The 13,279-nt window shown below is 74.3% G+C and carries 9 protein-coding genes; 2 read left to right on the top strand and 7 right to left on the bottom strand.

What is annotated here, in order from left to right; translation table 11 throughout:
* Window positions 1–4 precede the first annotated feature (4 nt).
* The 6 genes from CELGI_RS03205 to CELGI_RS03180 form a co-directional block, all read right to left on the bottom strand.
* Window positions 5–2,083 (bottom strand): endo-1,4-beta-xylanase, encoded by a 2,079-nt coding sequence (locus CELGI_RS03205; protein ID WP_013882674.1) that lies wholly within the window; start codon window positions 2,081–2,083, stop codon window positions 5–7.
* 127 nt (window positions 2,084–2,210) lie between these two features.
* Window positions 2,211–3,605 (bottom strand): Re/Si-specific NAD(P)(+) transhydrogenase subunit beta, encoded by a 1,395-nt coding sequence (gene pntB / locus CELGI_RS03200; RefSeq protein ID WP_013882673.1) that lies wholly within the window; start codon window positions 3,603–3,605, stop codon window positions 2,211–2,213.
* Entirely contained in the window at window positions 3,605–5,167 is a 1,563-nt protein-coding gene (locus CELGI_RS03195) for a Re/Si-specific NAD(P)(+) transhydrogenase subunit alpha (protein ID WP_013882672.1), read from the bottom strand. The genes pntB and CELGI_RS03195 overlap by 1 nt, the downstream gene beginning before the upstream one ends.
* Window positions 5,168–5,343: 176 nt before the next feature.
* Window positions 5,344–6,021 (bottom strand): MazG family protein, encoded by a 678-nt coding sequence (locus tag CELGI_RS03190; protein ID WP_041574082.1) that lies wholly within the window; start codon window positions 6,019–6,021, stop codon window positions 5,344–5,346.
* Window positions 6,022–6,032: 11 nt separating this feature from the next.
* Entirely contained in the window at window positions 6,033–6,614 is a 582-nt protein-coding gene (locus CELGI_RS17265) for a SurA N-terminal domain-containing protein (RefSeq protein ID WP_013882671.1), read from the bottom strand.
* 85 nt (window positions 6,615–6,699) lie between these two features.
* Window positions 6,700–8,178: a helix-turn-helix domain-containing protein gene (locus tag CELGI_RS03180; RefSeq protein WP_013882670.1), complete on the bottom strand. Its 1,479-nt coding sequence runs from the start codon at window positions 8,176–8,178 to the stop codon at window positions 6,700–6,702.
* A 116-nt stretch (window positions 8,179–8,294) separates the two neighbouring features.
* Between CELGI_RS03180 and CELGI_RS03175 the strand changes: the two genes are divergently transcribed.
* Complete coding sequence (locus CELGI_RS03175; RefSeq protein ID WP_013882669.1) at window positions 8,295–10,154, top strand: phosphoenolpyruvate carboxykinase (GTP); 1,860 nt, start codon at window positions 8,295–8,297, stop codon at window positions 10,152–10,154.
* 73 nt (window positions 10,155–10,227) lie between these two features.
* Here CELGI_RS03175 and CELGI_RS03170 read toward each other — a convergent pair whose 3' ends face one another.
* Complete coding sequence (locus CELGI_RS03170) at window positions 10,228–11,754, bottom strand: XRE family transcriptional regulator (RefSeq protein ID WP_013882668.1); 1,527 nt, start codon at window positions 11,752–11,754, stop codon at window positions 10,228–10,230.
* 152 nt (window positions 11,755–11,906) lie between these two features.
* On the opposite strand from CELGI_RS03170, the gene aceA reads away from it, so the two are divergent.
* Complete coding sequence (aceA, locus tag CELGI_RS03165; RefSeq protein WP_013882667.1) at window positions 11,907–13,247, top strand: isocitrate lyase; 1,341 nt, start codon at window positions 11,907–11,909, stop codon at window positions 13,245–13,247.
* Window positions 13,248–13,279: the final 32 nt, after the last annotated feature.

Raw genomic sequence — 13,279 nt, 5'->3', positions numbered from 1 at the left:
GTCGTCAGCCCACCGTGCAGGGCGTGCCGTTCAGCGCGATCGTCGTCGGCCGGCCCGGCGTGCCGCCGTGCGTCGCGTTGAAGCCGATCTCGACGCTCGCGCCCGGGGTCAGGCGCGCGTTCCACGGCGCGTTCGTCGCCGTCACGGCCGTCCCCTGCTGCGTCCACACCGCGCTCCAGCCCTGCGTGAGCTGCTGGCCCGCGGGCTGGTCGAACGTCATGCGCCAGCCGTCGACGGGCGTGCCGCCCGTGTTCGTCACCCGCAGGTTCGCGGTCAGGCCCGTGTTCCATGCGCTCGCGGTCCAGCGCACCTCGCACGAGCCCGCGGGACCGGCCGTGGGGGTCGGCGTGGCCGTGGGGCTGGGCGTGGGCGTCGGGGTCGGCGTGGGCGTCGGGGTCGGCGTGGCCGTCGGGCTGGGCGTGGGGGTGGGGGTCGGAGCAGGGGTGGGGGTGGCCGTCGGGGTCGGGGTGGGTGTGGTGCCGATGCGCGACGGGTCCACCACGCCCCAGAACGCCGCCTTGGCCTGCAGGTCGCCGTCGAACAGCAGCGGGGCGGCGCCGGACCGGAGCCAGGTGCGCGAGTCGTCGACACCCCACACGGTCACCGACTCGAACGAGGCCGCGTGGCGCTTGAGCACCGCGAACAGGTCGCGGTAGTAGTACGCCTGCTGCAGCAGGCGGTCCGCGGGCGGCGTGGTCCAGCTCTCACCGCCGTGCAGGTACGTGGACACGTCGAGCTCGGTCACGGCCTGCCGCACGCCCAGCGCCTCGAACGCGGCGACGGTCGCCTCCACGTAGGCCAGCGAGCGGCCGACCTCGACGTGCAGCTGGTGGCCCACACCGTCGACGGGCACGCCCGCGGCCAGCAGGTCGCGGACCAGCGCCACGTACGGGGCGCGCTTGTTCGGGTACTCGCTGTTGTAGTCGTTGATGAAGAGCAGCACCTGCGGTCCGAACGCGGCACGCGCGTAGCGGAAGGCGTCCGCGACGTAGGACGGCCCGAGCACCCGGTACCACTCGCTGCGCCGCAGGCCGTCGGTCTGGCTCTCGTCGATGACCTCGTTGACCACGTCGAACGCGAAGATCGGGTTCGACGTGGTGCCGAACTCGCCGTACTTCGTGCGGTAGTGGTCGGCGATCGCCTCGATGTGGGTGCGCAGGCGTGCGCGCAGCAGCGCCTGGTCGTCCGCACTCGTGGTGAGCGCCGAGCCGTCGGGCCGCTGGAAGAACCAGGCCGGCGTCTGCTGGTGCCACAGGAGCGTGTGGCCGTACACGCGCTGCCCGTGCGCCACCGCGAAGTCGACCAGCTGGTCCGCGGGGCCGAACCGGAACGTGCCCTCGGTGGGCTGCACCGCGTCGGGCTTCATCTGGTTGCCGGGCGTGATCTGCGCGGCGTGGTGCGCGACGAGGTCGCCCCGCCCGGCCAGCACGTCCGCGGGCTCGACCGCGATGCCGAACGGGAACCAGGGCGCCAGGGTCGAGTCCAGCTGCGGGAGCGTGAGGTCCGGCGTCGCGCGCGACGACGTCACGACGACGTCGTCGACCAGGAGGTCCGTGAGGGAGGACGTGGACTCGACGTACAGCAGCGCCGAGTCGAACGGCCCCGGCGTGTAGCTCGCGACGACCTGCTTCCACGCGCCCGAGGTGACGCCCGTGACGGTCGCCACGGTGTCGTACGACGAGGTGCCCGCGACGTCACGCTGCACCGACACCCGCAGGTCCGCGTAGCCCGTGCCGCTCGCGGGCAGCCGCAGCCACAGGCTGACCGCGTGCGTGACGCCGGGCTCGAACGCGTCGCTCACGTCGACGCCCGCGCCGTGCCAGCTCGACGTCCGGCCCGTGACCAAGAGGCTCTGCGTGCCGCGCGCGTCCTGTGCGGTGAGCGCGACCGCGGGCGCCGGTCCACGCGCCGCCCAGCCGTCGAGCCCGTCCTCGAAGTCCGCCTGCACCACCGTGGCGGACGCGGCGCGGGCCCCCGGGGCGAGCGGCACGACGAGCGCCGCGAGCGCGACGAGCAGAGCGGCGAGCGCGGCGGCGACGAGCGGGGCGGACGCCCCGGCCGGCTCGTGGGCGGGACGGGGCATGGCTCGCTCCTTCGCGACGTGGCCCGGCACGGGTGCGGGGCTCGGCCGCGACGCTAGGGACCACCCGGTCCGCCCCACCAGGGGTGAAACGGTTCGACGGCAGGCCCGTCCGCGACGACGTCGCAGGTCAGGCGGAGTGCAGCGCCGCCACGATCCGGTCGGTCTGCTCCTTGGCGTCGCCGAACAGCATCGCGGTGTTGTCCCGGAAGAACAGCGGGTTCTGCACGCCCGCGTACCCCGTGGCCATCGACCGCTTGAACACGATCACCTGCTTGGCCTTCCACACCTCGAGCACGGGCATGCCCGCGATCGGCGAGGACGGGTCGTCGAGCGCCGCGGGGTTGACCGTGTCGTTGGCGCCGATCACCAGCACGACGTCGGTCTGCGCCAGGTCGTCGTTGATCTCGTCCATCTCGAGCACGATGTCGTACGGCACCTTGGCCTCGGCGAGCAGCACGTTCATGTGCCCGGGGAGCCGGCCGGCCACGGGGTGCACGCCGAAGCGCACGTCGATCCCGCGGCCGCGCAGCGTGGCGACCAGCTCGGCCACCGGGTACTGCGCCTTGGCGACCGCCATGCCGTAGCCGGGCGTGATCACCACCGAGCGAGCATCGCCCAGCATCGCGGCGACGTCGTCCGCCGACGCCTCGCGGTGCTCGCCCACGGGCCCGCCGGTGGGAGCCGCCGCGCCCTCGGCCGCGCCGAACCCGCCGAGGATGACCGAGACGAACGACCGGTTCATGGCGCGGCACATGATGTAGGACAGGATCGCGCCGGACGCGCCGACGAGCGCACCGGTGACGATCAGCAGGTCGTTGCTGAGCATGAAGCCCGCGGCCGCGGCGGCCCAGCCCGAGTACGAGTTCAGCATCGAGACGACGACGGGCATGTCCCCGCCACCGATCGCGGCCACCAGGTGCCAGCCGAGCGCGAGCGCCACGGCCGTCATGAGCACCAGCGGCCACAGCGAGGGCGCCGCGACGAACCACGCGAGCAGCCCAGCCGAGACGACCAGGGCGGCGAGGTTGAGCAGGTTGCGCCCGGGCAGCGTCAGGGGCGCGCTCTTGATGCGCGCCGAGAGCTTGAGGAACGCGACGATCGACCCGGTGAACGTGATCGCGCCGATCAGCACGCCCAGGAACACCTCGACCAGGTGGATGCCGTGCGGCGGCTCGGTCAGGTAGGAGTTGAACCCCACGAGCACCGCGGCGAGCCCGACGAACGAGTGCAGCATCGCGATGAGCTCGGGCATCTGCGTCATCTCGACGCGACGCGCCTGCCACGTGCCCACCACGACGCCGACCGCGAGCACGAGCGCGATGAGCAGCGCGGTCACGAGCTCCGGGCGCTGCGAGTCGCGCAACGCGAGCGCGATGGTCGCGGCGAGCGCGAGGCCCATGCCGACCATGCCGAGGACGTTGCCGCGCGCGGCGGTCTGCTGCTTGCTCAGCCCGGCCAGCGAGAGCACGAACAGCACGGCGGCGAGCACGTAGGTCGCCTGGGCGAGGGAGACGAGCGTCATCAGGCACCCCTGCGGAACATGCGGATCATCCGGTTCGCGACCAGGAACCCGCCGAAGATGTTGATACTCGCGACGGCCGCGGCGACGCACGCCAGGATCGTCACGGCGAGGTCGTCGGAGCCGATCTGGAGCAGCGCGCCCACCAGGATGATCCCGGAGATCGCGTTGGTCTGGGCCATGAGCGGCGTGTGCAGCGAGTGGCTCACGTTGGAGATCACGTAGTAGCCCACGAAGACCGCGAGCACGAACACCGTGAAGTGGCCGAGGAACGCGGCGGGCGCGAACGAGATGCCGAGCGTGACGAGCACCGCCGCGAGCGCGAACCCGACCGTGCGGCGCTGCGCGCGGCGGGACGCGTCCTGCGCGGCGTCCTTGCGCTGCGCGGCCAGCTCGGCCTCGCTCGGACCCGCGGGAGCGGCGGCGGGCGGGGGTGCCGCGGAGACCGCGACCGGCGGTGGCGGCCACAGCACCTCGCCCGCGTGCGCGACGGTCATGCCGCGCTGCACCGGGTCCTCGAGGTCGAGCACCGGCGTGCCGTCCTTGCCGGGCGTGAGGAGCTGCAGCAGGTGCACCACGTTGGTGCCGAGCAGCTGCGACGAGTGCTGCGGCATGCGGCCCGCGAGGTCGGTCCAGCCGAGCACGACGACGCCGTTGTCCGTGACGACGCGTTCGCCGGGCACCGTGAGCTCGCAGTTGCCGCCGCCGGAGGCCGCGAGGTCCACGATCACCGAGCCCGGCCGCATGCCCGCGACCGCGGCGGCCGTGATCGTCGTCGGCGCCGTGCCGCGCACCAGCGCGGTCGTGATGACGATGTCCGCCTGCGCGCACTCGGCCGCGTAGACGTCGAGCGCCGCGGCCGCCTGCTCGGCCGTGAGCGGCTTGGCGTACCCGTCCGCGCTGATCTCCTGCTGCGCCTGCGGTGCGCGCACGAACTGCGCGCCCATCGACTCGATCTGCTCGCCCACCTCGGGTCGCACGTCGAACGCGCGCACCTGCGCGCCGAGCGAGTCGGCCGCGCCGATCGCCGCGAGGCCCGCGACGCCCGCGCCGATCACGAACACCTTGGCGGGCGGCGTCTTGCCCGCTGCGGTCACCTGGCCGGCGAACATGCCGCCGTACGCCTGCGCGGCCTCGACGACCGCGCGGTAGCCCGCGACGTTGGACATCGAGGACAGCACGTCGAGCGCCTGCGCGCGGGAGATCCGCGGGACCGCGTCGAGCGCGAGCGCCGTCACGCCGCGCCGGGCGAGCTCGGCGACGAGCGGCCCGCGTGCGGCGGGCTGCAGCGACGCGACCAGCGTCGCGCCCTCGCGCAGCAGCCCGACCTGCTCGTCGGCCGGCGCGTCCACGGCCGTGACGACGTCGGCCCCCCAGGCCGCGGCCGTGTCGACCACGCGCGCACCCGCCGCGGCGTACGCGTCGTCGGCGAACGTCGCCGCCGCGCCCGCGCCCGCCTCGACCAGCACGTCGTACCCCAGGCCGACCAGCTTGCTCACCGTGCTGGGCGTCGCCGCCACGAGTCGCTGTCCCGCTGCCTCGCGGGGGATGCCGATGCTCGCCACGCGCACCTCCAGATCGTCGACCACATGACACCGCGCCGACCGCATGGTGAGCGCTGGACGTCCACATGACGGCCAGGCGACCACCCGAGCCGTCGCGCCGACCCTACCCAGGGGTGGCGACGAGCACCGGGGACCACCGTCCCGTCAGACCGGCCGCCGCACGTGCGCGCCGCCGGTCACCGCTCCCCCGCATCGGCCTCCGCCTCGCGGACCGCGTGCTCCCACCGCGCGGTCGTGCGGCGCAGCTCGCCCTCGGCGTCGAGACCCGCGGCACGCGCCTCGAGCACGAGCGCGAACAGCCGGTCGCCGAGGGGCCCGGCCGCGTCCGAGGCCGGTGCGGGCGCCGGCGCGACCGCGAGCCCCGCGCGCTCCGCACGTCCGACGAGCTTCTGCGTGCGCGCGAGCGCACCCAGCGCCAGCGGGACGCCGTCGAGCGCCGAGACCCGCGCGGGCTTCTCGGCGCGCTTGATGCGGTCCCACGCGACGTGCCGGCCCTCGTCGTCGGCCGCGTGCTCGGCGTCCGCGAACACGTGCGGATGCCGCCGGACGAGCTTCGCGACCAGGTCCTGCGCGACGTCGCCGACGTCGAACGGGTCCTGGTCGTGCTCCTGCGCGACGCGTGCGTGGAACACCACCTGCAGCAGCAGGTCGCCGAGCTCCTCACGCAGCCCCGCGCGGTCTCCGGCCTCGATCGCCTCGACCAGCTCGTACGCCTCCTCGAGCGCGTAGGGCGCGAGCGAGACGTGCGTCTGCTCGGCGTCCCACGGGCAGCCCCCGGGTGAGCGCAGACGGTCCATGACCGCGACGAGCTCGGCGAGGCGGGCGGCCGGGTCCGGCGACGCCTCCGGAGGCACGGCGGACGCCGTCAGGGGGCGGCCTCGACCGGCGTGATGATCCACGGCCACGCCGCGGGTGCGCCCACGTTGCCGCCGTCGGCCGTGCCGTAGCGCGGGTTGACCTCGAGGTCGAGCGCGTCCAGCCGCTCGGTGAACGCGGCGATGACCTCGTCGGCGTTCTCGAGCTCGCTCAGCTCGCCCGTCACGAGCGTGTAGCGCGCGATCGCGAGCGTCGGCTCCGAGTACGTCCCGGGCGCGGCGTCGGGGTCCGCCTGCGTGGCGCTCTGGTCGAGCAGCGCGGCGGCCTCCTCGTCGGACGCGCCGACGCCGTACTGCTCACCGAGCTCGGCGACGATCGGCTCCTGGACGAGCACCGAGGTCACGCTCGCGACGCTGATCTGGCCGCCGAGCGCGCCCAGCTCCTGCATCGCCACGCGGACGTCGGAGGCCGGGATCACGCGGCCGTCGGCCACCGCGGCCGCACCGGGCGTCCCCGCGCAGCCCGCGAGCGCGACGGCCGTCAGGCCCGCTCCCGCCAGCGCGTACGCGCGACGACGGGCTGCCCCGCTCGTCGTCGTCCCCGTGCCTGCCGGGCGTGCTGTGGTGTGCACCTGACCTCCCGCGTCCTCGCTCGTCGATCGGGCCACATCGTAGGCCCACCGCCCGTCCGTGCCGCATCCCCGCGGCGGTGGCGGATCAGCGCGGGTCGTCGGACTCGACGCGGGTGCGCGCGTCGGCCGCCGCGGCGTGCCGGTCCAGGAACGCGTACATCTCCGCGGCGTCCACGCCCGGGAACGTGCCGGTGGGCAGCGGCGCGAAGACGTGCTGGTGGATCCGGGCGCTCGGCCACGAGCGCTCCTCCCAGCGCGCTGCCGCCTGCAGGTCGGGGCGGCGGCAGCAGCCCTCGTCGGGGCACGTGGAGCGACGCCGGACCGGGGTGTCGCGCCCGCGGAACCACTTCGCTGCGGCGAACGGCACGCCCACCGCGAGCGCGAACCGGCCCGTGGGCGCGACCCCCGGCTGGGTCGAGCACCAGAACGTGCCCGCGGGCGTGTCCGTGTACTGGTAGGACTCGGTCGCGTGGTCGCGGCGGGACAGCGCCTCGCGCACGCCCCACCGCCGGCACACCACCTGCCCCTCGATCGCACCCGTGACGTCCACGGGCAGCGGCAGCCCGTCGTTGGCGTACGCGCGGTAGATCGAGCCGTCCTCGTTGATGCGCAGGAAGTGCACGCGGATGTCCAGGTGGTGCGTGGCCAGGGACGTGAACCGCTGCGCGGCGGCCTCGTGCGTCACGCCGAACGCGTCCCGGAAGTCCTCGATCGCCAGCTCCTTGGCGCGCTTGCGCCGCGCCAGGAAGTCGACCGCGGCGCTCTGCGGCATCAGGCAGCAGGACGCGAAGTAGGTGATCTCCATGCGCTGCCGCAGGAACGCCTCGTAGGACCGCGGACGGTCGTGGTCGAGCAGCCGGTGCGCCATGGCCTGCAGCGCGAGCGAGCGCAGGCCGTGCCCGCCGGGCGTGGACGCGGGCGGCAGGTAGATGCGGCCGTGCTCGAGGTCGGTGACCGTCCGGGTCGAGCGCGGCAGGTCGTCGACGTGCCGGATCTCGAAGCCCATGCGCTCGGCCATGCGCCACACCGTGCGGTGCGTGAGCGGTCCCGAGGTGTACCCGACCTCGCGCACCAGGCGCTCGGCGAGGTCCTCCAGCTCGGGGAAGTGGTTGTCACGCTCCTGGCGGGCCAGGCGCAGGGCGGTGTTCGCGCGGCGCGCCTCCTCGGGTGTGGCCACGGCCTGGCGCTCGCGCCGCGCGAGCTCGGCGTGCAGCCCGACGAGCTGCTCGAGCACGGGCGTCGGCAGCGTGCGGCCGGGCCGGACCACGGGCAGGCCGAGCCGCTGGAACGGCGCGGTGCGCTGCGCGCGGTCCAGCTCGATCTCGAGCGCCGCGCGGCGCGTGGGCGGCTCGGGGTCGATGAGCTCGTTGAGCGTGACGCCCAGCGCGTCGGCCAGGTCCCGCAGCAGCGTCAGCCGCGGCTCACGGCGGCCGTTCTCGACCAGCGAGAGCATGGAGGACGTCACGCCGACCCGCTGCCCGAGCGCGTCGAGCGTGAGCCCACGGGCCGTGCGCAGGTGCCGGATGCGGCGACCGACCGTGAGCGTCTCGTCGGCTGATGTCACGGAACGTCACTCTATGTCAAGAACCGCGAAACTTGACACCGTAGCCAGCGCGTGGAGCCGCGGGCCTTGACAGACGATCGAGAGGGAAAGCCCGCCCGCTGACGTCTGGAGCCACCATGACCGCCACCTCGTTGCGCGTGCCGCACCTGCCGACCGTCGTCCCCGGCGAGCCGCTCGACCTGCACCGCTGGGTCGAGGCGGTCGCCGCGCTCACCGAGCCCGACGAGGTCGTCTGGTGCGACGGGTCGGCGGCCGAGCGTCGCGCGCTCGTCGCGCAGATGGTCGAGACCGGGACTCTCCTGCCGCTGGACCCGCAGCTCCGCCCCGGCTCCTACCTGGCGCGCTCGGATCCCGACGACGTGGCGCGCGTCGAGTCCCGCACGTTCATCTGCTCGGCCGCGGAGCAGGACGCCGGACCCACGAACAACTGGCGGGAGCCGCACGTGATGCGCGCCGAGCTCGCAGGCGTGTTCGCGGGGGCCATGCGCGGCCGCACCATGTACGTGGTCCCGTTCGCGATGGGGCCGATCGGCAGCCCGCTGGCCCGCCTGGGCGTCGAGATCACCGACTCGCCGTACGTGGTGGTGAGCATGGGCACCATGACGCGCGTGGGCACCGCGGTGCTCGACCTGATCCACGCCGGCGCGCCGTTCGTGCCCGCGGTGCACAGCGTCGGCGCCCCGCTCGTCGCGCCCGACGGCACGCGCACGCCCGACGTGCCCTGGCCGTGCCATCCGACCAAGTACATCGCGCACTTCCCCGAGACACGGGAGATCTGGTCGTTCGGGTCCGGGTACGGCGGCAACGCGCTGCTCGGCAAGAAGTGCTTCGCGCTGCGCATCGCGTCGGTCATGGGCCGCGACGAGGGCTGGCTGGCCGAGCACATGCTCCTGGTCCGGGTCACGTCCCCCGACGGCCGCCGCTACCACGTGGCGGCGGCGTTCCCCTCCGCCTGCGGCAAGACCAACTTCGCGATGCTCGCCCCCACGCTGCCGGGCTGGACGGTCGAGACCATCGGCGACGACATCGCGTGGCTGCGCCCCGGCGAGGACGGGCGGCTGTGGGCCATCAACCCCGAGGCCGGGTTCTTCGGCGTGGCGCCCGGCACGGGCGTGCAGACCAACCCCACCGCGGTCGAGATGCTCGCGCGGGACACGATCTTCACGAACGTGGCGCTCACCGACGACGGCGACGTGTGGTGGGAGGGCCTGACGCCCGAGCCGCCCGCGCACCTGACCGACTGGACCGGCCGGTCCTGGACGCCGGACTCGGGCCGGCCCGCCGCCCACCCGAACTCGCGCTTCACGGTCGCCGCCGAGCGGTGCCCCACCATGGCGGACAGCTGGCAGGACCCCGCGGGCGTGCCGGTCGACGCGATCGTGTTCGGAGGTCGTCGCGCGTCCAACGTCCCGCTGGTCACGCGCGCGTTCGACTGGGAGCACGGCGTGTTCCTGGGCGCGACGGTCGCGTCCGAGCAGACCGCGGCCGCGGAGGGCACCGTCGGCGAGCTGCGCCGCGACCCGTTCGCGATGCTCCCGTTCTGCGGCTACACGATGGCCGACCACTGGGCGCACTGGCTGCGCGTGGGCGCGGGCCTGAGCGACGCCGGGCGGCCGCTCGTGTTCGGCGTCAACTGGTTCCGCAAGTCGGCCTCGGGCCGGTTCCTGTGGCCGGGGTTCGGGGAGAACTCGCGCGTGCTCGCGTGGATCGTCGGGCAGGTGGACGCCGCGCGGTCCGGGTCCGACGAGGGTGCCGTGGCCGGTCCCGTCGGACTGCACCCCGCCCCCGGCGCGCTCGACCTCACGGGCCTCGACCTGCCCGAGGAGGACCTGGCGGCGCTGTTCGCGGTCGACCCCGCCGCGTGGGCCGACGAGTGCGACCTCACCGAGGAGTTCTTCGCGCAGTTCGGCGACCGCCTCCCGCGGCAGCTGCGCACCCAGCTCGCCGACCTGCGCCACCGCCTGCCGCGCCCCTGACCCCGGATCGGGTGGACCTCGTCACGCCCGGCCGGACGAGGTCCACCCGTTGCGCGGTAGCCGGGCCGCCGGGTCAGGCGGGGGCGTGCCGGTCCAGGAACTCGTAGACCTCGGTGGTGTCGACGCCCGGGAACACGCCCACGGGCAGCGCCGCGAGCAGGGACGCGTGCGGGCGGGCCGACGGCCACGACGAGCCCTCCCACCGCTGTGCGAGCTCGGTGGGCGGCTGCCGGCAGCACGACGGGTCCGGGCAGCGCGACTTCGAGCGCTCGGCGGTCTCCCGGCCGCGGAACCAGCGCACGTGCGCGAACGGCACCCCCACCGAGACGGAGAACGCGCCCTGCGAGGACGGCTGCACGCGCGACGTGCACCAGTACGTGCCCGACGACGTGTCCGTGTACTGGTAGTACGGCGAGAACCGGTCCTCGAGCGTGAACACCACGCGCGCCGTCCAGTGCCGGCACACGGGCTGGCCCTCGATCGCGCCCAGCGGGTCGGACGGGAACGCGACGCCGTCGTTCTCGTACGCCTTGTGCAGCGTGCCGCCCTCGTGGACCTTCATGAAGTGCACGGGCAGGTCCAGGTGCCGGGTCGCGAGGTTGGTGAACCGGTGCGCCGCGGTCTCGTACGGCACCGCGAACGCGTCGCGCAGGTCCTCGACGGACAGCCGGCGCTCGTCCTTGGCCGCCGTCAGGAACGCCACCGCGCTGTCCCGCGGCAGCATGAGCGCCGCGGCCAGGTAGTTGGCCTCGACGCGCTGCCGCAGGAAGTCGCGGTAGTCGCGCGGCTCGGCGTGTCCCAGGACGTGGCTGGCCAGCGCCTGCAGCAGCGGCGACCGCGAGTCGCTGCCGCCCCGCTCGCCCTGCGGCAGGTAGATGCGGCCGTGCGCCAGGTCGGTCACGGTGCGGGTGGAGTGCGGGAGGTCCGGCACGTGGTGCAGCGTGAACCCCAGGTGCGCCGCGATGTCCGCGGTCGCGCGCTGCGACAGCGGGCCGCCCGTGTGCCCGATCGCGGCGAGCAGCGTGCTCGCGTGGTCCTCGAGCTCAGGGAAGTAGTTGTCCCGCTCGCGCATGCGTGCGCGCAGCTCGGCGTTCGCGCGGCGCGCCTCCTCGGGCGTCGCGGCGTGCTCGGTGAGCAGCCGCTCGACCTGGTGCTGCAGCGCCACGAGCGCCTCGAGCGCATCCGACGGCAGCGACTTGCCGACCTTGACCGTCGGCAGGCCGAGCTGGCCGAACAGCGGACCGCGCTGCGCACGTTCGAGCTCGACCTCGAGGGCCGCGCGCCGGCTCGGCGGCTCGGTGCGCAGCAGCTCGGCCAGCGGCACGTCGAGCGCGTCCGCGATCTGCGCGAGCAGGCTGAGCTTGGGCTCGCGGTGGCCGTTCTCGAGCATCGACACCTGCGAGGGTGCGCGGCCGATCGCCGTGCCGAGGTCCTCCAGCGTCAGCCCGCGCTGCGTACGCAGATGCCGGATCCGGCGCCCCAGCACGAGCGTGTCGAGCCCGCCGTGCGCGGCGGGCGTCTCCGGCCCCTGGCGCTCGCCCCGCCGCGCGCCGGAGGGCTGCGGGGCTCGACGCGGGCTCGTCGTCGACGTCGTCGTCATGTGTCCAGCGTCACACCGTCGGGTAGTTCTGTCGAGGAGAAGTTCCGCGGATCTTCTCCGTCTCCGACCGGGGAAGAAGCGGCGCGCGTGCAGCAACGTGGTGGTCAGGCCACCCCGGCCGAGAAGAACCCCAGAAGCCCACGGAGGTCACGATGACCACGCAGACGGACCCGACCACTGCTCGGCGCGAGCAGCCGGGCCACCCCCGCACCGGCGACCAGACCACGACGGCGGCCGAGCTCGCCGCGTCGTGGGAGATCGACCCGCGCTGGGCCGGCGTCCGCCGGTCCCACACCGCGGCCGACGTCGTGGCGCTGCGGGGTTCCGTCCGCGAGGAGCACACGCTGGCCCGGCGCGGCGCCGAGCGGCTGTGGGAGCTGCTGCACAGCCGCACGCACGTGCCCGCGCTCGGCGCGCTCACCGGCAACCAGGCCGTCCAGCAGGTCAAGGCCGGCCTCGAGGCCATCTACCTGTCCGGCTGGCAGGTCGCCGCCGACGCGAACCTGTCCGGGCAGACCTACCCGGACCAGTCGCTCTACCCCGCCAACTCGGTGCCCGCGGTGGTCCGGCGCATCAACAACGCGCTGCTGCGTGCCGACCAGATCGACGTCGCCGAGCACGGCCGCCGCACGCGCGAGTGGCTCGCACCGATCGTCGCGGACGCCGAGGCCGGGTTCGGCGGCCCCCTCAACGCCTACGAGCTCATGCACGCGATGATCGCGGCCGGCGCCGCGGGCGTGCACTGGGAGGACCAGCTCGCGGCCGAGAAGAAGTGCGGCCACCTGGGCGGCAAGGTGCTGGTCCCGACGAGCCAGCACGTGCGCACGCTGTCCGCCGCCCGGCTCGCGGCCGACGTCGCCGGGGTGCCCACCGTGATCGTCGCGCGCACCGACGCGCTCGGCGCGGACCTGCTCACCACCGACGCCGACGAGCGCGACCACGAGTTCCTCACCGGCGAGCGCACCGCCGAGGGCTACTACCGCGTGCGGCCCGGGCTCGACGCGGTCGTCGCCCGGCAGCGCGCGTACGCGCCGTTCGCGGACCTGCTGTGGGTCGAGACGTCGACGCCCGACGTGGGGCTGGCGATCGAGTTCGCCGAGCGCATCCACGACGAGCACCCCGGCAAGCTCCTGGCCTACAACTGCTCGCCGTCGTTCAACTGGCGCCAGCACCTGTCCGACGAGCAGATCGCGCGGTTCCAGCGCGAGCTCGCGGGCCACGGCTACGCGTTCCAGTTCATCACCCTCGCGGGCTTCCACGCGCTCAACCACTCGATGTTCACGCTCGCCCGCGGGTACGCGCAGCGCGGCATGAGCGCCTACGTCGAGCTGCAGGGTGCCGAGATCGACGCCGAGGCCGACGGCTACACCGCCACGCGTCACCAGCGCGAGGTCGGCACCGGCTACTTCGACCGCGTCGCCACCGCGATCTCGCCCGACAGCGCCACCCTCGCGCTCGCGGGCTCCACCGAGACGGCCCAGTTCACGCACTGACCGCCGTCCGACGACCGCGCGGGGCCGTGCGC

Source organism: Cellulomonas gilvus ATCC 13127 (assembly GCF_000218545.1).
In the GTDB taxonomy this organism is placed as follows: domain Bacteria; phylum Actinomycetota; class Actinomycetes; order Actinomycetales; family Cellulomonadaceae; genus Cellulomonas; species Cellulomonas gilvus.
Note: the sequence above shows the minus strand (reverse complement) of the source record. Positions and strands in the feature narration are given on the sequence as shown.

What these genes read in the sequence shown, in the direction of transcription:
- CELGI_RS03205 (WP_013882674.1), bottom strand. Translation starts at nt 2,083, where the DNA reads ATGCCCCGTCCCGCCCACGAGCCGGCCGGGGCGTCCGCCCCGCTCGTC.
- pntB (WP_013882673.1), bottom strand. Translation starts at nt 3,605, where the DNA reads ATGACGCTCGTCTCCCTCGCCCAGGCGACCTACGTGCTCGCCGCCGTG.
- CELGI_RS03175 (WP_013882669.1), top strand. Translation starts at nt 8,295, where the DNA reads ATGACCGCCACCTCGTTGCGCGTGCCGCACCTGCCGACCGTCGTCCCC.
- CELGI_RS03170 (WP_013882668.1), bottom strand. Translation starts at nt 11,754, where the DNA reads ATGACGACGACGTCGACGACGAGCCCGCGTCGAGCCCCGCAGCCCTCC.
- aceA (WP_013882667.1), top strand. Translation starts at nt 11,907, where the DNA reads ATGACCACGCAGACGGACCCGACCACTGCTCGGCGCGAGCAGCCGGGC.